General features: G+C 55.6%; 17 protein-coding genes. 8 read left to right on the top strand and 9 right to left on the bottom strand.

Translation table 11 applies throughout. The annotated features are described in order from the left end of the window. Positions 1–66 precede the first annotated feature (66 nt). From VKV18_RS05440 to VKV18_RS05430, 3 genes are all read left to right on the top strand, one after another. Positions 67–1,743, top strand: a complete 1,677-nt coding sequence (locus tag VKV18_RS05440) for a serine/threonine protein kinase (RefSeq protein WP_324203211.1) — start codon at positions 67–69, stop codon at positions 1,741–1,743. Positions 1,744–2,026: 283 nt separating this feature from the next. Continuing rightward, entirely contained in the window at positions 2,027–4,105 is a 2,079-nt protein-coding gene (gene shc, locus VKV18_RS05435; RefSeq protein ID WP_324203210.1) for a squalene--hopene cyclase, read from the top strand. Between the two features lie 238 nt (positions 4,106–4,343). Then, positions 4,344–5,300, top strand: coding sequence for an aldo/keto reductase family protein (locus VKV18_RS05430; RefSeq protein ID WP_345786395.1), 957 nt, complete (start codon positions 4,344–4,346; stop codon positions 5,298–5,300). A gap of 110 nt (positions 5,301–5,410) precedes the next feature. Here the strand turns inward: VKV18_RS05430 and VKV18_RS05425 are convergent, their stop codons facing one another. Together VKV18_RS05425 and VKV18_RS05420 are read right to left on the bottom strand one after the other, a co-directional pair. Further along, positions 5,411–6,628 (bottom strand): cellulase family glycosylhydrolase, encoded by a 1,218-nt coding sequence (locus tag VKV18_RS05425; RefSeq protein ID WP_324203208.1) that lies wholly within the window; start codon positions 6,626–6,628, stop codon positions 5,411–5,413. After that, entirely contained in the window at positions 6,625–7,413 is a 789-nt protein-coding gene (locus VKV18_RS05420; RefSeq protein WP_324203207.1) for an SDR family oxidoreductase, read from the bottom strand. Before VKV18_RS05420 ends, VKV18_RS05425 begins: the two co-directional genes overlap by 4 nt. A gap of 185 nt (positions 7,414–7,598) precedes the next feature. Here VKV18_RS05420 and VKV18_RS05415 point away from each other — a divergent pair, with 185 nt between their 5' ends. After that, complete coding sequence (locus VKV18_RS05415; RefSeq protein ID WP_324203206.1) at positions 7,599–8,669, top strand: alpha/beta hydrolase; 1,071 nt, start codon at positions 7,599–7,601, stop codon at positions 8,667–8,669. A 174-nt stretch (positions 8,670–8,843) separates the two neighbouring features. Here VKV18_RS05415 and VKV18_RS05410 read toward each other — a convergent pair whose 3' ends face one another. The 3 genes from VKV18_RS05410 to hisF form a co-directional block, all read right to left on the bottom strand. After that, positions 8,844–11,045 carry a glutaminase family protein gene (locus VKV18_RS05410; protein ID WP_324203205.1) on the bottom strand — a complete coding sequence of 734 codons (2,202 nt, stop codon included), beginning with the start codon at positions 11,043–11,045 and terminating at the stop codon, positions 8,844–8,846. Between the two features lie 31 nt (positions 11,046–11,076). Further along, positions 11,077–11,448 (bottom strand): phosphoribosyl-AMP cyclohydrolase, encoded by a 372-nt coding sequence (hisI, locus tag VKV18_RS05405; protein ID WP_324203204.1) that lies wholly within the window; start codon positions 11,446–11,448, stop codon positions 11,077–11,079. Between the two features lie 61 nt (positions 11,449–11,509). After that, positions 11,510–12,280 (bottom strand): imidazole glycerol phosphate synthase subunit HisF, encoded by a 771-nt coding sequence (gene hisF / locus VKV18_RS05400; RefSeq protein ID WP_324203203.1) that lies wholly within the window; start codon positions 12,278–12,280, stop codon positions 11,510–11,512. 142 nt (positions 12,281–12,422) lie between these two features. Between hisF and VKV18_RS05395 the strand changes: the two genes are divergently transcribed. From VKV18_RS05395 to VKV18_RS05385, 3 genes are read left to right on the top strand one after another with little or no spacing between them, the layout of a single operon-like run. Then, positions 12,423–13,106, top strand: a complete 684-nt coding sequence (locus VKV18_RS05395) for a metalloregulator ArsR/SmtB family transcription factor (RefSeq protein WP_324203202.1) — start codon at positions 12,423–12,425, stop codon at positions 13,104–13,106. Further along, the gene (locus tag VKV18_RS05390) at positions 13,103–14,212 is read left to right on the top strand and encodes an MBL fold metallo-hydrolase (RefSeq protein ID WP_324203201.1); all 1,110 of its coding nucleotides are present in this window, start codon (positions 13,103–13,105) and stop codon (positions 14,210–14,212) included. The genes VKV18_RS05395 and VKV18_RS05390 overlap by 4 nt, the downstream gene beginning before the upstream one ends. Continuing rightward, positions 14,199–15,464 carry an MFS transporter gene (locus VKV18_RS05385; protein WP_324203200.1) on the top strand — a complete coding sequence of 422 codons (1,266 nt, stop codon included), beginning with the start codon at positions 14,199–14,201 and terminating at the stop codon, positions 15,462–15,464. Before VKV18_RS05390 ends, VKV18_RS05385 begins: the two co-directional genes overlap by 14 nt. Positions 15,465–15,484: 20 nt before the next feature. Here VKV18_RS05385 and VKV18_RS05380 read toward each other — a convergent pair whose 3' ends face one another. The 4 genes from VKV18_RS05380 to VKV18_RS05365 form a co-directional block, all read right to left on the bottom strand. Further along, positions 15,485–16,393 (bottom strand): prenyltransferase, encoded by a 909-nt coding sequence (locus VKV18_RS05380; RefSeq protein ID WP_324203199.1) that lies wholly within the window; start codon positions 16,391–16,393, stop codon positions 15,485–15,487. A 12-nt stretch (positions 16,394–16,405) separates the two neighbouring features. After that, a complete protein-coding gene (locus VKV18_RS05375) occupies positions 16,406–17,428 on the bottom strand; it encodes a polyprenyl synthetase family protein (RefSeq protein WP_324203198.1) in 1,023 nt (340 codons plus the stop codon). Further along, complete coding sequence (ubiE, locus tag VKV18_RS05370; protein ID WP_324203197.1) at positions 17,425–18,180, bottom strand: bifunctional demethylmenaquinone methyltransferase/2-methoxy-6-polyprenyl-1,4-benzoquinol methylase UbiE; 756 nt, start codon at positions 18,178–18,180, stop codon at positions 17,425–17,427. Before ubiE ends, VKV18_RS05375 begins: the two co-directional genes overlap by 4 nt. Before the next feature lie 216 nt (positions 18,181–18,396). Continuing rightward, the gene (locus tag VKV18_RS05365) at positions 18,397–19,791 is read right to left on the bottom strand and encodes a hypothetical protein (protein ID WP_324203196.1); all 1,395 of its coding nucleotides are present in this window, start codon (positions 19,789–19,791) and stop codon (positions 18,397–18,399) included. Positions 19,792–20,312: 521 nt separating this feature from the next. Here VKV18_RS05365 and VKV18_RS05360 point away from each other — a divergent pair. Beyond that, a partial coding sequence (locus VKV18_RS05360) for a glutamine synthetase (protein WP_324199958.1) occupies positions 20,313–20,570 on the top strand: 258 nt, incomplete at its 3' end.

The following is a 20,570-nucleotide window of genomic DNA, read 5'->3' as shown; positions in this document are numbered from 1 at the left end:
TTAGCAGGAAGCAGCACCCTCAACGGCGAAAAAGGGATGTAATGGTTCTTCGGAGTTATATATCGTATGTCGGGTGAACAGGTTGCTTGGGAGCGGTTGAAAACAGGCGATATTCTTAACGAGCGCTACCGTATCCTACGCATATTGGGCAAAGGGGGCATGGGCACCGTTTATATGGCGGAGCACCTGCACCTCAATACGCTTGTGGCGATTAAAGAGGTGCGCCTGCCTAAGGCCAGCGGTTCGGAGCAAGCGCCTCATGAGCAAGAGACGGTGCTGCATGAGGCGCAAGTGCTCGTGCAGCTCCACCACCCGAACCTGCCCAAAGTAACCGATGCCTTCATCGAAAACGATAAGTTCTATCTCGTCATGGAGTACATCGAAGGCGTTACCTTGGAGGCGTTTCTACGCAACCAAGAACGCACCCACCTTGATGTGTCCAAGGTAGTGGCCTGGGGAATCCAGATAGCCGATGTGCTTGATTACCTACACCGTCAAGACCCTCCGATCATCTTTCGTGACCTCAAGCCCTCCAACGTCATGCTGCGCGCCGACGGCAGCATCTGCCTTATTGACTTCGGCATTGCTCGCCGTTTTCAGCCGGGCGCCTCTCGCGACACTGCCCTGCTAGGGAGCGTGGGCTACTCGCCCCCCGAACAGTTCGGTAAGCGCCAAACCGACATGCGCTCCGATATCTATGCGCTAGGGGCAACCCTCCATCACCTTCTGACAGGCCACGACCCGGCTTCCCAACCCTTCAAATTTCCCTCGGTACGTAGCCTCAATCCCAGTGTGCCGGAGAGCCTTGATAGACTCATCAGCGCTTGCCTCGCTTTAGAACCAGAAGCACGCCCGCAAACCGCGCGCGAAGTGAAAGAGGCTCTGGAAAATATTCAAAAAGAGATCGCGCTCTCCGGCCCCTTATCGGGGCTTTACCCTCCAAGCAGCGGCATCGGGATATCTTCGACTTCCGCTCCTCTTGCATCCGGTGGTCTTGAATCCACCACCAAGAAATGGGCGCTGCTGGGCGTCGCCGTGGGTGTGGTTATCGTTATCGGATTAGTTGGTGTGGTTATCGCCGTAACGCGCCAGCCCCATAAAGAGACGAAACCTGCCGTCGTCGTCACCACTCAGGTACCCTCTACTCCTGCCCCACCTACGACAGACACGGCCCCTCCGAACAACTCCACCATGAACCCCCTCACAACCGTCCCCGTTGAACCAACGGCCCCACCACCGCAACCGTTGATAGATACCTCTACGATAACTCTTGCTCCTCAACAGGCTCTGCAGAAATCGAATAACGCCGTGTTGCCTCTTACCATTAGTGGAAGCATTGTGGGACATGCCGGAACGAATGCCACTATAGCCGTCTATTTTTATCGTGACGACAAAGCGCTCGTGCCCCTCCTCGCCGCCGACCCTAGCAACGACACCTACGTCACGTCGAATGGGCAACTCGGCATAGCGGCCCAGCTAACAGTAACCACCGATCCCCAGCCCTTTACCTGGAACACCACCGTGCCCCTCAAAGAGATCCCGATAGATGCCGTCTCTGCCGGGCAGGTTTATGCGCGTGCAGAAGTGCTCATTAACGGACAACGCATCTGCATCTCGCCCACGGTGAACCTTATGCCCTACTTGCCCCTGCCCGTTCCGGCCAACGGCAGCAATGCATCGAACCCCGTATCGGGAGGCATGTCTACCGCCAATCCGCTTTATGGCACAGCAGGTCAGCCTTAACCTGCCAGCCTTCCACTTTCTATCGAGTAGGAATTCCCACAAAATCGGCCAAAAACTTGACAAAGGAACCGTGTGAAGCATACAATAGTTTTGCAGCGTCGCCTATGCGCTGCAATCGGTTGGTTTCATTCGCGAAGGTTACTTAACGAGCGCATGTCACTTTCGCAGTCCCTCCCCGTCTACGAGGAAAAGAAAGTAAGAATGGCGTCTTTCATGGAGATGGCGACGGGGCAAAACAAGGACAGGCAGTCTTTAACGAACACTATATAGGGGTGGTGACTCTTTGAAAACACGACTGGATCACGCGGAAACCGAATCTGTACAGGCGATTGTCCCTTCTGCCGCACGCACACACTCAGTTCTTAACGGCCACCTTACCTCCACGATCTCTTTAGAGGCGATTCGCCAGGCCCTACGCGGCGCCATTCACTATCTGCGTGATCGCCAACAGCCCGATGGCCACTGGGTGGCGGAACTGGAAGGCGACACGATTTTGGAAAGCGAGTACATTCTCCTGTTGCAGTTTCTGGGTAAAAACGACCCGGAGAAGTTTCGTAAACTCGCCAACTACATTCGCAGCAAACAACACCCAGAGGGCTATTGGGCCATCTATCCGGGAGGGCCACCTGAAGTCAGCGCATCGGTAAAGGCCTATTTCGCCTGTAAACTGGCCGGTTTCAGTGAAAGCGAGCCGTTTATGATTCGCGCCCGCCGCGCCATTTTGTCGCTGGGTGGGGTGACCCACTGCAACACCTTCACCAAACTCTATCTCTCCATTTTCGGGCAGTACGATTGGTACGGCGTTCCCGTTATCCCCCCTGAACTCATTCTCATGCCGAAATGGTTCTACTTTAACATCTATGAGATGTCTTCGTGGTCGCGAGCCATTCTTGTACCGCTCTCGGTTATCAACGCGTTGCGTCCCTATCGCCCCATACCTGCCCATGCGACCATTGATGAGCTTTTCGTGGGTGGGAAAAACCGTAAACGGATGCAATTGCCGTGGGATAGCCGCCCCCTTACCTGGCGTAACGTCTTTTTGGTTGTGGATAAAATCTTGAAGCTCTACCACGCCAGCCCCATCAAGCCGTTTCGCAAGCTGGCGCTGCAACGCTGCTTGCAGTGGCTCTTGGAGCGGGAGGAGAACAGTGGGGGGCTAGGGGCCATCTTTCCGGCAATGACCCACGCCATTATGGCCTACAAATGCATGGGGTTGCCGGACGACCACCCGGCTATCCAAAAAGAGCTAAAGGAGCTTGCGGCTTTCGAGATCGAAGAGGGCGACACCATTCGCCTTCAACCTTGTGTCTCACCCGTTTGGGATACGGCCATCTCCCTTAATGCGCTGCTCGATAGCGGCTACCCGCCTGAAAGCGAGGAGATTCGCAAAGCAGCCGAATGGTTGCTCAGTAAACAGACCCGCAAAAAGGGTGACTGGGCGGTAAAAGTGCGCAATGTAGAGCCGGGCGGATGGTATTTCGAAAAGGAAAACGAGTTCTACCCCGACGTGGACGATACCATCATGGTACTTATGGCCCTTTATAAAACCTACTGCCATGACGGACGTCCATGGACAGAGGCGCCTCCTCCGGTACGTGAGGCGATGCGCAAAGGCCTTAACTGGGTGTTCGCCATGCAGAATCGGGATGGCGGATGGGCCAGCTTTGACAAAGACAACAATCGCGTGCTTTTCCAGTATGTGCCCTATGCCGACCATAACGCAATGCTAGACCCCTCCTCGGCCGACATCACAGCCCGCGTTTTGGAGATGTGCTCCTACTATGGCATCGGCAAAACCGACCCACGGGTGAAACGCGCCATCGCCTATCTCTACCGAGAACAGGAAGAAGACGGCTCGTGGTTTGGCCGCTGGGGCGTGAACTACCTCTACGGCACATGGCAGGTGCTACGAGGACTGGCCCGTATTGGAGAGGATATGCGCTCGGAGCGCATTCAACGCGCCGTCCGCTGGCTGCACTCTGTGCAAAACGAAGATGGCGGTTGGGGAGAGAGCTGCCAGAGCTACGAGCCTGGTCACCCCAAAGCCACCGGCCCCTCTACGCCCTCCCAAACCGCTTGGGCACTTATGGGGCTTTTTAACGCCGGCGACCTTTCAAGCTGTGCTGTCCAACGTGGTATCGAGTACCTTTTGAAAAACCAAACCGACGATGGCACCTGGCAGGAAGAGTGGTTCACCGGCACCGGCTTCCCGCGTGTCTTCTATCTGCGCTATCACTTCTATCGGCACTACTTCCCCCTCTGGGCGCTCGCCCAGTATCATCGGTTTGTTGCCGGCGAGCCGGGCTATACCCAAGAAGAGGCTCCAACCCCGGCCGACCGATTCGCAAACTTAGAGGTGTGAGTGTCTAGGGGGCAGTGTACCACTGCCCCCTAATTATACCCCTCTCAAAAGACGGACGTAGAGCTAGGCGCTCAATACACTTGCCGAGAGACGACTAGCTTCCCTAACGGAAACTTCTGCCCCCTCTCAGGCGTAACTCTCTTGCCTTCTATTCTGCGGCACAACTGCTCATGTGCCGACCACAATTTCATGTTTACCAGGGGGACTTTACTGCATGGCTTCAGAAACAAAACGTGAGATGCACTATCGCCGACTTGGCAACAGCGGGCTAATGGTCTCTGAAATCTGCTTGGGCAGCTGGCTCACCTATGGCAACGCCGTGGAGGATGAGCGCGCGGAGCGATGCATTGATAAAGCCTACGAGCTAGGCATCAACTTCTTCGATACGGCCAATGTCTATGCACGCGGTCGAAGCGAGGAGGTTGTCGGGCGGGCGCTGCGCAAATACCCACGAGACACCTATGTCATCGCCACCAAAGTGTTCTTCCCTATGAGCGATGGCCCTATGCCTAACAACAGCGGACTCTCTCGCAAGCATATCATGGAGCAGTGCCATGCCAGCCTCAAACGGCTCGGTGTGGACTATATTGACCTCTACCAGTGCCATCGCTACGACCCCAATACGCCCCTCGAAGAGACTTTGCGCGCCCTCGATGACCTCATTACCCAAGGGAAAGTGCTCTACATCGGCTTTAGCCAGTGGAGCGCCTACCAAATAGCGGATGCTGTGAAGTTCCAGGAAGCTCACAATATGGATCGGTTTATCTCTAGCCAACCCTACTACAACATGTTAGGACGGGGCATTGAAAAAGACGTTATCCCTGTGTGCGAGCGAGAAGGCATAGGTCAGATCGTGTTCTCCCCGCTGGCGCAGGGAATATTAACGGGCAAATACAAGCCCGGGCAGCCTCCGCCGGAAGGAAGCCGCGCCGCCGACCCACGCCAGAACATGTTCCTGAACCAGGGCCGGCTTGATGACACCGTGTTAGAGAAGGTGCAGCGACTGGAACCCATCGCAAAGCAGGCAGGGCTTACGATGGCGCAACTGGCTTTAGCATGGTGTCTGCGGCTTTCAAACGTTGCCAGTGTCATTATCGGCGCCTCCCGTCCAGAACAGGTGGAAGAGAACGCAGGCGCCGCCGGGGTGAAGCTCAGCCCCGACATCCTGAAAGCTATAGACGAGGCGCTGGCCTAATTTAGGTCGCCCTCTTAGTGGCTCTTTGGCTCCAAAAATTGCAGGGGTGCACGAACGTGCGCCCCTTCTGTGTTAGAACACTATGATACTTCTGTGAGACGCGCGGTCGTTTACGAGCGAGGGACGCTCGTTGTCCACGTTCGATTCGTCTCGGCCACCATCTGCAGCATAAAAGCGCGATCGTTATCGAATGTTACATTCCAATCGGCGTCCTGAGCCGCAAAATCAAAAACCCAAAATGCTGCTAAGGGAACGTCATAGCGCGAAAAGGCATCGAGAAACTCTTGAAACCGGGCACGCTGTTGATCCAAGGTTCCCTCCTGGCGACTCACTCCAAACTCCTCAATAACGAGGGGCTTCCCCGTCTTTTTAGCAACCTCTCTTAGTAAGCCGACAATCTCTTGCAGGTTCTTCGCTCCACCCGGATAGATGTTTTTTGGATCAGGATAGAGGTGAACGCAGAGGGTATCTATAGGGCTGGGGTTATCGCGCCGCAGGATGGTCTCAAACTGATCCACGGTATCGAGCTGCCAAGTATGATTGTGCAGATTGTGATAGGCGGACGGGCGTGGAACGGCGTTGCCGGTAAGGAGAATACGCTGAGGGTCGTATTGGCGCACCGTTGTAGCGAAGGCGTGTAATGCCACCTGAATATCATTCCAGTGCAACTCATCCCGTGCCGAGCGGCTTGCGGGTGTGCCCAAATTAGGCGCGACGGGCGGCCGGTGCTCCGAGGCGTTTGGAAGGTCGGCAACCAGATTATATTCGTTGCCGAACTCCCAGCCCCAAATGGCTTCTGAGTTACGGTATCGGGTTACGACCTGCCGAGTGAATCGGCGGATATAAGCGTTCGTTCGGCTTTTTGGGTCGCCGTAGGCCTGCATCGGCTCACCCATAAGGTCGGGCACCGTAGAAACGTTCCAAAAGAGGGAGGGGATAAGCCCCATACCGCAACGTTCGGCTGCATCTACCACCCAATCGAGCCTCGCGAAGAATTCAGCTGGCTTCTTAAGATAGAGGCTCTGCTCGGACGGCCAAAACCCGCCACACATAAAGCGCACAAAAGGAATGCCGTGTTGAGCCAAACGGCGCAGATTTGTGAGAGAAGAGCTATCGCCAGGGTTCTTCAACAGCCGATAGAACAGGTCGAAATAGTTGGCGCCGATGCCGCGATAGAGGTGCCCTGCCCGCATAAGCGTTCCGTGCTCGACGTACAGACCCTTTGGCATCGCAGCAACGGCTTGAGATGGAGGCACCGACAAACCGGTTAGAAGCCCCCCTGCCACGGTTTGCATAAACCTACGGCGGCTCAGTTTATCGCCGCTCATAGGGCCACCGTTTGCCCCCCATCTACCAGGATGGTCTGTCCGGTCACATAAGCGGCCGCATCAGAAGCGAGGAAGACCACCATGTTGGCCAGCTCTTCCGGTCGCCCCAATCGCCCCATCGGGATGGCGGCCTCCATCTGTCTACGCGCCTCTTCCACCGAGATGCCGCGCTCATGAGCACGTCGTTCCAACAGCAGTTTTATCCGATCGGTATCGAAACTGCCCGGCCCTACGTTGTTTACGGTAATGCCGTAAGGGGCTAGCTCCTGAGCAAGCGTTTTACACAGCCCTACCACTCCGGTGCGCAAGGTGTTGGAGAGCAAGAGTCCAGGAATGGGCTGACGTACTGAGGTGGAAGTAATAACCACAATGCGCCCCCAACCCGCCTGTTGCATATGCGGAAGGGCTTCTCGAATGAGACGCACCGTAGAAAGCAGCGTGCTCTCAATGGCCGCACGCCACTCGGCTTCGCCCAAAGAGGCGAACGTTCCCGGCGGCGGTCCGCCGCTGTTGGGCACCAGAATATGAAGCGCACCCAAACGGGCTACCGTTTGGGATACCGCAGAGGCGATATCCTCCGGCTTCGTTACATCCGCCACAAGCGGCAACACCTCGGCGCCGGTCTCTTCATGAATGCGATGAGCCGCCTCTTGAATCGCCTTCTCCGTGCGCGCAAAGAGGGCGACTTTGGCTCCCTCACGCGCCAATCCCAAAGCGCATGCAAACCCCAACCCCTTACTGGCCGCTGCCACAAGGGATACCTTATCTTTAAGTCCAAACTCCACTCGCGTTACTCCGTTTATTGTGTTGAACTCTATTTCGTTCCTATACCGCTCTCTTCCTGCCCACTTCTGTTCTCGGCAGAGACGGCTTCTGAACACGCCTCTTTCGAGAAACTCTCGCCTATAGACGCGAAGTGAGGGAAAAGTGTAGACTCTTTGTACACTGTTTGAATGGAGAGATCAAGAGGATGTTACGTGCTCTGCAGGGAGCGCTTTTGCTGTTAGCCATGACCATAACCTCATATGCCTACGCCATTTCCTCATCGGTTCCTACCTTCTCCGAGACATGCCGCCTGGCTTGGTACCAATACGATACGAACTTACCTCTTCACCCCACATTAAAACCCCTCGACACAACTTCAACCGGTATCCGTTATGCGCTGACCTACGATAGCATTCACGATCAGCGCGTTACGGCGATTTTAGCGCTCCCGAAACAGGGCAAAGCGCCCTACCCGGCCGTCATCGTTATGCATGGCTCGGGAGGAAATAAAGATAGCTCCTACGTGAAGGCCAGCGCCGAAATGCTGAACGGCATCGGCTTCGCAGCCCTCTCTATAGACGCGCAGTATTGTGGCGACCGAAAACGCCCCGAACGCAGCGGCGATATTTTCCTGCCCAACTCCTACACCGCACGCGATGCCTGGGTACAGACCGTGGTAGACCTACGACGCGCCATAGACTATCTGCAAAGCCGCCCCGATATCGCCAAAAACCGCATCGGCTATCTCGGCTTCTCCATGGGCGCCATGTTGGGGAGCGTGCTAGGGGGTGTAGACAGAAGGGTAGCGGCCCTCTGTTTGGCCGTTCCGGGCGGAGGGTTCGTGCAGATTGCCGAACATATCGCCGCCTACCCCCTCCTGCGGGCGCATTGGCCTATTACCATTAACCCCCAGGTGATGAAAATTATTCAGAGCGTTTCCCAGATCACCGATCCCATCTACTATATCGGCCGCATCGCTCCACGTCCCATGCTTATCTTCACCGCCAAGTACGACGAGATCATTCCTCCAGCCGCCTCAAAAGCGCTCATCGCCGCTGCTCGTAACGATAAAAACCTGCGTGTCATCGAGGTAAACTCCGGCCATATCCTTAATCCGGAGATTATCTTCACCATCCGCGACTGGTTTCAAAAACATCTGCTTCCGCAAACCACAAGCCTGAACGATTCCTTTAAAGCTCGTGCCTTCCACTCTGACACCACCTCGGCGAGATCAGGGGCAAAATGCTCTTGGAGGTTGCCAACTGCTGACCGATAGATGCGCCAATGTTGTAGGGGTAGGCCTTATGTCTACCCCTGTGCGTGAAACCGATCTATTTGGGCATGGTTTGAACAGCGCTAGCAAATACCTTCTTCTAAAGGACGAAAGACAAATAGGAGAGAGAAAGTCTTTCTCTCTCCGGTTGCTTTTGAAGCGTGTTTGTTGACTTTGTTACTTTGTTTCGGCAGGCGGAGCGCCCTGCATTGCCTCTGACGAATGGGCACGCTGCGCCCACTTATGCCATACGGCAGGATCGGCTAACAGCTTGATGGCGATTCCGCCAACCACGGAACGTGCCTGAAACCCCACCTGCTTCGCCGAGATCGTGTCGTACCAGTCGGTAAGTGGTACCCGATTCGGGGTGGCATTCATAAACGCCTCGATATGCTGCATAAAAACATCGAAATCGGTGCGGCTCTCCGCAAGGGTCGCCGTCCAAACCTCCCAGTCAAGTTTGGTGTAGGTGGCACGGTTGTCTAGCGGCAAACCGTACGGGTTCATTTTGGTGAGATAGAAGGCCACTTCCTTACGGGCAACGCTTTCAGGGAAAAGGTTTAGATGCAGAATTTTATCCCACACCAGGTTGTACTTTTGGCTCCAAGTGCCCGGCTTGTCGAAAGCGAGACGATAATGATCTCCATCGTCGGCCATCTGCATCCACTGCTGCGCCATGGAATGAGCCAGCTGAGCATACTCTCGTGCTTGTTCGGTACGCCCCGTTAGTTGGCAGAGTTTTGCGAAACAGCCTAAGGCCACAATGGCCTTAATTGAAAGGTTGCAGTTATGGGCGAGATGGCCGGCAAAGTCGTCGGTGCAGAGCTGGTTGGCCGGGTCAAGCCCATTCTGTTTTAAATAGCTGGCCCACTTCTCTAGCTCTGGCCAGTAGCGTTCGGCAAAATGGGCATTGCCGTCAATGCTGGCCTCGGCAGCCATAAGAATGAGCAGGTTACCGCTCTCCTCCACCGGCATCTGGTCTACCTCGCTTTTCTCTCCTCCGCCGTATACCTGGCCGTTGGCGAGCGGATAGGTGCCGAGATCATGGGGGGCGAAGGGGAACTTCCAACGTGGCGAGGCTGCATAGTCCATTACCGGTGTTAACAAGGCCTTCAGCAGGTCGGTGTTGAGCAGAAGGAAAAGAGGCGCGGAAGGATAGATAACATCTACCGTGCTAATACAGCCGTTGCTGAAGTTCTCTTTCGGAAAGAGCAGGAGTTGGCCATTCGGGCCGGCAGCATAGCCGTGCGCCGCCAGGCACTGCGGATAGGCTAACGTCATAAGGCGCTCATAGCGCTCTCCGCCAACATGGCGCATGTCCTCCATAAACTGCTCATCGAAGCGATGGCATCGCCTTTGCAGATCGGCGAAATCCGCCGTGGCGGATTGCAGCAGCTGCGCGATGGTCGCCCCGTTACGACGCCAATAGGGCCGTAGGCGCTGCCCCATCAACTCGATGCTATAGCGCTCGTCGTATGCCAGAAGGAGTTGGTGCGTAACCGGCGCCTCAGCAACATGAAAGGGAGGAAACGTAACGGCCAGCACCGGCCAATGGTCGTTCGCCGCCCGTGGCCATTGGGTGATGGTGGGCTGATCGGAAAGCGAGCCGCCAGCAGCGAAAGCGCCTCGCGCCACCTGATCGCTAAGCAGGTGCACCTGTCCCTTTGAAGCGGCAGCTAGGTAAAAATAACCCCAGTCAATGCGACGGTTATCGCCGGCGGCGCCAAGAATGGGCTGTGCTTCCGTGCCGAACCGTCCCACAGAAAGGCCATTTAAACTCTCCACCTGCCCCACCACAAGCTGATCGGGTGTGTTGACCGCCCATTCCGCTGAACAGTCGTAGTAAAGGGCCACTTCATGGGAGCGATGGTCTGCCGAATGCACACGCAGGGTTAGGTAGGTAAGCGGCTGTGCTAGAACATCAGGGTCATCCGGCAAAAGAGGGTTTAAAAACTCCACATCGAGCACAACGCCATCGGCAGAGAAACGATAGGTGGTTTGGGTAGGCGTGATCGTGAGGCCCTCCTGCTCCATAGGGGGTATCTCGGCAGGAAGATGCGCCCCATCTGGCAGCACCAACCCGACATCCTGTGGAGTTTGAGGCAGATTCGGCTGCGGACCGGCCCAACGATAGACCTTGCCGTCAATGCGTATAAGCCCGCACATCGCGTTTACGGCGCCCGTCCAGTGACGAGTCCAATCGTCCGTCAAATGGTCGCTCATGCTCCACACACTAAAATAGGGGTCATGAACCACCAGAGGGACAGCGGGCGGACGATAGTGTGCGGTCTCTGCAGCCCGCGCCATGGCAACGACACAAGGCATTAGAACAAGCAGAGGCAACAGGGAATGGGCCAAATGGGTAACAGAGAAAGTCATTTGTGTTGTGAAAACCTCCGAGTACTTTTATTTAGTAAGGATCGGTGAGTCGTTCCTCAACGACTTCAAGCTGCTCGCCGTCTTGGCTCACCTTGCGGAAAAAGCAGGAGCGATAGCCCTCATGACAAGCAGCCCCCGTCTGCTCTACCTTGATCAAAAGACAGTCCTTATCGCAGTCCACGCGCATCTCCCGTACCCGTTGCACATTGCCGGAGGTCTCCCCCTTCACCCAGAACTGCTGACGCGAGCGGCTCCAGTAGGTGGCCCTTCCTGTCTGCAGGGTGCGTTCGACGGCCTCCTGATTCATATAGGCGACCATCAAAACCTCTCCACTATCGGCATCCTGCACGACCACGGGTATCAGGCCATTGGCATCGAACTTGAGATTTTGAGGCACTTGCATCGTGAAAACTCCTGTGGTTCAAACGTTTGGTTGTTCTTGCGAAAAATCCGTGATGCGGCCACTAGCGCACACAGACACCATGCTCGGCAAGATAGGCTTTGATCTGCGCGATGGTGTAGTGTCCATCGTGAACCATCGAGGCGATAAGGGCCGCATCGGCTTTGCCTTCCGTAAGCGCTTCCAGACAGTGATGGGGCGTGCCGGCTCCGCCGGATGCGATCACCGGTATTCCGACCTTTTCGGCCACCGCCCGGGTCAGTTCAAGATCATAGCCGAGCTGTGTCCCATCGCGGTCCATGCTGGTAAGCAGAATCTCTCCGGCGCCTAGCGCTTCCGCCTGCTGCGCCCATTCGATGGCATCAAGCCCCGTAGGCGTACGCCCTCCGTTCACATAGACCTCCCAACGAGGGCGTCCATCCGGGTAGGTACCCACCCGACGTGGGTCTATCGCGATGACAACACACTGCCTTCCAAAACGCTCGGCGGCCTCGCTGAGAATCTCCGGGCGCTTTACAGCAGCCGTATTTACCGCCACCTTATCAGCACCGGCACAGAGGATTCGCCGAAAATCGTCCACACTGCGAATACCGCCCCCCACCGTGAACGGAATAAAGACCTGTTCGGCCACACGCTCGGCGACCTCCACAATCAGGTCGCGCTGTTCATAGCTGGCAGTGATGTCGAGGAAAACGAGTTCATCGGCGCCTTCGGCATCGTATTTCGCCGCCAATTCCACCGGATCGCCTGCATCACGCAAGTTGAGAAAGTTCACCCCTTTAACAACCCGACCTGCCTTAACGTCTAAGCAGGGAATAATGCGCTTCGCCAACATGCTCTGACCTTTCCGCCTTCAGATTATAGCACTTTTGCTTCCGAAAACGGTCTCCTCAAAGCCTATCTTGACAAGGGAGCCAGTATTCAAGTATTATAGAAAACACTTGAATATTGAGCCTTTCTGGAGAAAGCCAACGCCCATGCCAACAGGCGAAAAACGCTGTCTTAAAGAGGCCCTTTACGAGCAGTTCGCTCGCATTGGCCGCGCCCTAGCCAATCCACATCGTCTTGAGTTGCTTGACCTTCTTGCGCAAGGGGAGCGGACGGTGGAGGATTTGGCTCGTGAGATGGAGCTATCGGTTGCCAATGTGTCTCAACACCTGCAAATCCTGCGTGGAGCGCGTTTGGTAGAGGTACGTCGTTCTGGCCTATATGCTTACTATCGGCTTGCCGATCCCCACGTCTTTTCTTTATGGCGATCCATACGTACCTTCGGGGAAACCCGCCTCGCAGAGATACAGCAGGTGGTCGCAAGCTATTTTAACAATCGGGACAGCCTACAGGCGATAACGTTGCAGGAGCTGAAGGAGAGACTGGCAGAAGGCAGTGTCATCGTAATTGATGTGCGCCCCTATGATGAGTATCTCCAGGGGCACATTCCTGCCGCACAAGCCATCCCCTTAGAGGAGTTGGAAAGGCGTTTACAAGAGCTGCCACGCGACCAGGAGATCGTTGCCTACTGTCGAGGGCCTTATTGTGTCTTCGCCGACGAGGCGGTCGCCCTGCTCCAACAGCACGGTTTTAAGGCTTTAAGGCTGCTGGAGGGATTGCCGGATTGGCGGGACGAGGGCTTGCCCGTAGAAGTTGGAGGAGATAAGCGATGAGCACAATTTCTGTAGAGACACTGCGAAGATGGTTAGAAGAGGGACGACCTGTAACTGTGGTAGACATTCGTCGTACGAAAGATCGGAAAGAATGGTATATTCCAGGCAGTCTACATGTAGACATCTACGATGCGGTAGCAAACCGCGATCCCTCCGCTCTGGCCGATCTGAATCTTCCGTCGGATGCTCCGGTGGTCTTCGTCTGTAACATGGGGGTGACCGCCGCCATCGCCGCAGAGCTTTTAATCCGACAAGGTATCGAGGCCTACGTGCTTGAGGGGGGAATGCAGGCGTGGAGTTTAGCCTACAACGTCGCAGACGTTCCTTTTGAAGCGGGCGTGGAGATACTGCAGGTGCGCCGAACCGGCAAGGGCTGCCTCTCCTATATGATAGGGTCGGACAAAGAATCTGCCGTTATTGATGCCTCTGTTGAAGCAGAAGTCTATCAATCCCTCGCACAGCAACGTGGTTGGGAAATCCGGGCGGTGATAGATACCCATGTCCATGCCGACCATATTTCACGTGCTTTGAGCTTGACACGCCAAACGGGGGCAACCCTCTATTTGCCGGCGCAGAACCGCGTTCACTATGCCTTTACACCTCTTGAGGATGGAGATAGTATAGACATCGGCCGCGCCCGTCTCATCGTATGTCATACGCCGGGACATACCGAGGAGAGCAGTTGCTATCTCCTCAATGATAAGGCCCTATTTACCGGCGACACGCTCTTTTTAGACGCGGTGGGTAGGCCTGACCTTCATACCGATCCCGAAGCGGCCCGAAGACGGGCCGAACGGCTCTACGATAGCCTTTTGCGATTGCAATCGCTTCCACCTTCTACCCTTATTCTTCCAGGGCACACCGATTCTCCGACTCCCTTCGATGGTCGCCCCCTTGTGAGAACTTTGGGCGAAATATACCAGACGACTCCGCTGTTACAAGAGAGCGATAAGGAGGTGTTTGTGCAAACTATTCTCGCACGCATTCCACCTACGCCTCCAAACTATCTTGAAATCATTCACATCAACGAAAGCGGTAGCCTAGAGACACTCGCAAAGCCCGTTACCGAATTAGAGGCAGGGGCAAATCGCTGTGCCGTTCATTAACGTCTTTGGTGAACGCCACAACGCAGAACCTCGACTTGGCATTCAGGCCAATTTGGCTCAGTTTGCCCTGTTGATCGTCATTAACGCCTTTGTTGGAGGCATGGTAGGGCTTGAGCGAACGGTGCTGCCTCTTATAGGCATCTCGCTATTTCATCTCCATTCCGACGCCATCATGGTAAGCTTTATCGTGAGTTTTGGCGTCGTGAAGGCCTTTGTTAACCTCTTTTCCGGTGCTCTCGCAGATAGATTTGGGCGCAAGCGTATTCTGGTATTAGGTTGGCTCTTCGGGCTTCCCATACCCTTTCTTCTCATGTGGTCTAAAAGCTGGTACTGGATCAACGTTGCCAACATGCTACTGGGGGTGAATCAGGGGCTTGCTTGGTCTATGACCGTCAACATGAAGATAGACCTTGTAGGCCCGCGCCGGCGCGGTCTTGCAATAGGGCTGAACGAGTTTGCAGGTTACTTCATGGTTGGCCTCACCGCATTCGTAACCGGCTATTTGGCAAGCTGCTACGGCCTTCGCCCAAAACCGTTCTATCTGGGCATCGGTTATGTGCTGTGTGGTCTGCTTCTCTCCTGGCTTTTTGTACGAGAGACCCAGCAACATGTCGCTGTAGAGGCCGCACAGCGTTCATCCAGCCAACAGAGCGAGAAACTCTCTTTTCGAGAGGTGTTTCTGCGAACGAGTTGGAGAGATCGATCTCTGTTCGCCGTCTGCCAGGCCGGTCTTGTCAATAACCTCAATGACGGGATGTCTTGGGGAATCCTCCCTCTTTTTTTCAGTGCCTACGGTTTATCGGTGGAGCGGATAGGCCTCTTGAAGTTCGTCTACCCTGCCATATGGGGGATTATGCAGATAGTGACCGGCCCGCTCTCCGATCGGATCGGGCGCAAGGGTCTCATTGTTCCAGGCCTGGTGCTCCAAGCGTTCGCTCTAGCCCTTATCCTGATGGCCCACCGTTTCAGCGGTTGGTTGTTCGGCAGTGTGCTGCTTGGTTTGGGAACGGCGATGGTCTATCCAACCCTCATTGCCGCCGTCAGCGATAGTGTAGCCCCTCAATGGAGGGCGCGTGCGCTAAGCGTCTACCGTTTTTGGCGTGATATGGGGTATGCCATCGGCGCCCTACTGGCCGGCATCTTGGCAGACCTCCTTGGCTACGCTTGGGCTATCGGCGTCGTGGCAACCCTTACTTTTCTATCGGGGATGGTTGTCTTTGTTGTGAGGCGACACCGAGCCGCCGCCTTCTGAACAGACCGTTTTCCTGCAAGCTATCGCGCCACGAGCAGCGGCAGCAACAACGACAGATCGTAAAGCAGACCAAAAAGCAGATGGGCTTGAGCGGTTCCTACGACACTGATGGCGCGATAGGCCTTCACGATGGCCGGCAGTGCCAATAGCGTTAGCAAAGTGAATGAAGGCAATAGATGCCACAGCACGCCAACGACAACGAAGAGAAGCGGGAAAAAGAGAAGGCCCATCAAAATCGCCTTTCCCCACGCCAGAGGCAGTAAGTTCGCTAAGGTGTACACGCCTGCAGCCCGATCATCCGAACGATCTCGAAGATTGTTGGCATGGAGAATGGCGTCTACAAGGGAGGCAATGGGTAGGCTCAACAACAGCACACGCCCTACCCAGGCAGGCTCTAGCGGAGCCATTTGGGTGAGATAGGCGCCTAAGGAGAAGCCGAAACCGAAGGTCAACACAATCAGCAGATCGCCAAGGGCATAGCGTTTTAGGGTTATGGAGTAGAGCAATGCGGTAAGGGCACCGACGACCACAAGCCCCACAATGTACCCCGTCGGGGCAGAGGAGCCGAGCATGAGAAGAAGCAACAAGCCGCAGGCCAGCGCTGCCACCGATAGCAGGGTACCGAACTCAAACATCTGTTTCGCACCTAGCAAGCGTTGCGTCAGCACGCCACTGCCGTGTTCGGGACGTACATCCACATGGTTTTTGTAGTCATAGTAGTCGTTATAGACGTTGGCAGCAGCATGAGCGAGCACGCCTCCCAAAAAGGTGAGTAGAAACGCGATCAGATGAAACCGATGGGTTTGCTGCACGGCTAACACCGTGCCCAACAGAATAGGCACGATGCTGGCAGGAAAGGAATAGGCTCGAAGCGCCTGCCAATAGACGCGAAACGGAGCAGGTTTTTGAGGCACTATGTCTGTTGTCATTGCACCCTCCTGTCAATAGTTTCGTTCGGCAATATAGGCAGCCAGCAGCTCAAGGCTTGCACGCGACGGGGTTTCAGGGAGCAGGGCCAGCGATTGTTTTGCGCACTCCACATGGGCCTGTGCCAGCGTTTGCGTTTTCTCGAAGGCACCTGCACTTTCGAGCAGGTTGCAGACGGCATCTACGGCCTCCTCGCCCAGGTTCGGATTGCCAAATGCATCTAAAAGCATCGTTTTTCTTTCGGCGGGAATCTCCTCAAGCGCGAGTAGGAGGGGCAGAGTGGCGCGACCATCACGCAGATCGCTGCCGCGCGGCTTGCCGGTGATGGCGGGGTCTCCCACGTAGTCCAACAGATCGTCCACAATTTGAAAGGCCATTCCTATGCGAAAGCCGTATTCGGCGAGGGCCTCCTCCTGCGTTTCGTCAGCACCGCCTAAAATGGCTCCGCAACGGCAACATCCCTCCACAAAGACGGCAGTCTTTTTACGCAAAATCTCGAAATACTCCGGTATCGGCAGGTCTATGCGCCCTGTCGCCACGATCTCCATCACCTCGCCCTCACTCATATCGATCGTCACTTCTGAAACGGTACGAATGATGCGCAGGTCTCCATCGAGCGCTAACAGGCGCATTGAACGGGCGAGAATGTAGTCCCCACTGAGCACCGCAACGCCGTTTCCATAGACGGCGTTAGCGGTAGGGCGCCCTCGACGTATGGCGGTATTGTCTACCACATCGTCGTGTACCAAGGTGGCCATGTGGACAAACTCCATCGCCGCACCAACGGTGGCTACACGCGTGGGGTCTGCATTGGGGTTCACAGCCCGCGCCGCCAAAGCGACCATGGCGGGTCGCAGACGCTTACCTCCCGCTTCCAGCAGGTGGCGTGACAGCGCAGAGATGGTGCGCACGTCGGAGCCTAGCTCCGCTTGCATCCGCGCTTCCACCGCTTGGAGGTCGGCCCTTACAGGCTGAAGAAAGGCTGCCGTGGCAACAATGCCACTCGATTTTGTTGTTGAAATGGGGACAACGTTCATTGTAAAACCTCCCCGGTATAGGCCGGCCGAACCCCTATATGGATGCAAACCGTGCCAAAATTTAGGTCATAGACGGTAATTTGGGTCAGTCCTGCCCGTTTCATGGCCTCCGCCAGCTCCTCGCGAGAAACGAACTGTGCGATCGATTCGGGCAGATAAGTATAGGCCTCTTTTCGGCTGAGCCAGCCACCGATACGGGGCAGAATTTTGAATAGATAGAGATCGAGCAGAGGGCGTAGGAGACATGGACGAGGCCGCGTGAACTCCAAAATCACCACCCTCCCCCCCGGGCGCGCGACGCGCACCATCTCCGCCAGGGCCCTCTCCAAACAGGCCACGTTCCGCACTCCAAAACCCACCGTCACCACGTCGAAGGAGGCGTTGGGATAGGGCAGGTTCTGCGCATCGGCCACGGCCATTTTGATCTGCTTATAGGCCCCGTTACGTATCTTCTGAAGAGCGATCTGCAACATCGGAACACAGAAATCGGCACCCAACACCGTTCCCTGCTCCCCCACGGCGCGCGCCAAAGCCAGAGCGAAATCTCCCGTGCCCGTACACACATCGAGACAGCGCTCACCGGCCCTCACATTTGCCAAACGCACTGCCCGCCATCGCCAAGCGTGGTGCCGGTGGAAGCTGAGAATGGAGTTAAGCCGGTCGTAGCGTGGGGCGATTGTGGCGAACATCGCCTGCACATAGCGGGATTTTTCGCCGGTAACCAGCGGTTTTTTGCGGGCAACGCTCGACATAACTATTTTAACCGACGTCCCTTCTTCCGAAACGCGCTTTATGCCCCTAAGTTTGTGTGCTTTTTCACAAACCTGCGGCGGAGTATACCTTCTCTTGAGAGAAGGAGTCAACGCATTGAAACATATTGCTCACTAATGATATTTCTACTCTAGAGAACGCTCCACCCCCATATTTAGTTCCTTTACGACATCTCCAGCACAGAGGGGAGAGTGGGTCTATTTCCCCGTTGGGTCGGTTGTTGCGTTTGGTAATGGAGGCGGTTGGGAGAGATGAGGGTTTTTGAGAAAATCCGAGCGATAGCGGCACTTGGCCACGATCTCCTGTTCATAGGGAGCTGCATCGGCGATGTTGGATAGGTTATGCTCCTGCATTACCTGGGCAAGCACTGCAGGGAAGGGATTGATGTTTCCGCGATTCACCTGTCTATCGAACAGGGTAGCAAGACCGGCCTCAGAGTGGATAACATCTGAGACTTTGCCGGTGAGGGTCTGACCGTTAACCTGCACGGTCACCGGGAAATTGGCGGGCCAATAGTTGGCGATGGCGGTTTCGATCTGGGCGACCCGAAACGGGGTGCTAAGGCGCCCGGCACGCTGGAACACGGCGGTGAGTCGTCTGTCCGCGATAACCTTCATGACGGCATCGGCTCCTACCAGCTCCGCTCCGGTATCGGGGTCAACCACATCGAGCGTGCCATCCGGAGTAACATCTACCCCAAAGCGATGAAAATCGTTCTGAAAAGCGCTTGGGTTTTCACTCTTTTCTCTCTGAAGCACAGGAATGAGGTCGCCTTTTCCGTTGGCGGCGGTGATGAACTGAAGAAAGCCGACGGACACATAGCCTGTGTCGTAGGTGTTGACGGCATCGAACCCACCCTCTAATGGAGAGACGGCGGCCAACACATGAGCCTGTTCTGGGGTGAGATGGGCGGCATCGAAAAGCGCTTGCAACTCCTGCGGAGGCATGGCCTTCAGCGAAATGCCTGCCGTATCGGTGCCTTGTGGGAAGCGATAGTAGGCATAGGCGGGGGGCATATCTATGTTGTCTTGATAGGTAAAAGAGACGCCATCGTCGAAGATGACGGTGGTTTGAAGCGGCGTTACCGCGTTGGCAAAGGGCGGAGGATCGCCGCAGGCGGCGAGCAGATCAGGAGGAATAGGGCCTGGGAAAGGGGGTGGAGCCGTTCGCTTTGGAACGGAGTAGCCAAGGGCGGCGTTGGCCGCATCGGCCGCTTTCTGAGCTTGGTAACGATCCCAAGCGATCTTGGCCTGCACCCACGCTTTCCAACTCGCATAGGGCGACTGCGCCTGGGTCGGCTGTTGCGTGGGAGGGGCTGCGGCGGCACCGATGGCGATCTGGTAACTCAAAAGCCACTTCGACCCATCCGGTGTGAGGCGCACCTGCCACGGCCCGTGTTTTAGCGAATCGGAGGGTAAGCTGTAAGCCAGCCGTCCGGGCGCCTGCCAATAGGCAACGATCTGGGCGCACTCCTGCGGAGTGAACATGGGCGGAGGAGGAGGGGTTTGTTGGGAGCTAGGTGCCTGCGCAAAGGCGAGCGAGGAGCATAGCAAAAAAGCGATCAGCGTTCGACAAACGCGTTGGAAGCCCATTCCCTCTCTCCTCCTTTGTGCAGCGTAGGCATAAACACCGACCTCAAACGTCTCAGGGAAAAACCTGTTTCGATGCTTCTCATGAAGCTTGCACACACCTTCCGCTGTACAGTTTACCATTATACCCGTCTCTCTATCGGTGGAGAGGGGGCACACAACGAAATGCGTGGTTGACAACTTTTTCAAAAAGATGCTATACTTTTCATTGGTAAGCGAACAGCAGCGTAGCTTGTGATTTTTACCTCGGCGTAAGCAGGCGCAACGGTGCGACTGTTTTTGGAAAGACCCCTTTGATGTGGTCGGGCCGTTGATGCTGTTTCCTCATACGGCACTCCTCCTTAAGCGATGTCATTGCAAACGGCCTTGCTATGCCTTTTGCAAGAGATCGCTTCCAAAAGAACTTGCGACCATCGCGCACGGTCTTTCCTAGTTTCAGCGTAACTATTCATGAACCATCACAATTCTGCTGCATCGCTCTGTGTTCCATAAAAACCATCTACCACTCTTAAGGAGAACGCTAAATGACAACACCCAAAGAGGTAATCGAGTTCGCACGGGAGCGCGAAGTGCGCGTTGTGGATGTCCGTTTCACCGACCTGTTCGGGCAGCAACAGCACTTCTCCATCCCTGCTACGGCTTTCACCGAGGAGGTGTTTTCAGAGGGCCTCGCTTTCGATGGCTCCTCCATTCGGGGCTTTAAAACCATTGACGAGTCGGACATGCTGCTTCTGCCCGACCCCAATACGGCTTTCATAGACCCCTTCTTCGATGTCGTGACC

This window comes from Chthonomonas sp. (assembly GCF_035294505.1).
Lineage (GTDB): Bacteria > Armatimonadota > Chthonomonadetes > Chthonomonadales > Chthonomonadaceae > Chthonomonas.
Note: the sequence above shows the minus strand (reverse complement) of the source record. Positions and strands in the feature narration are given on the sequence as shown.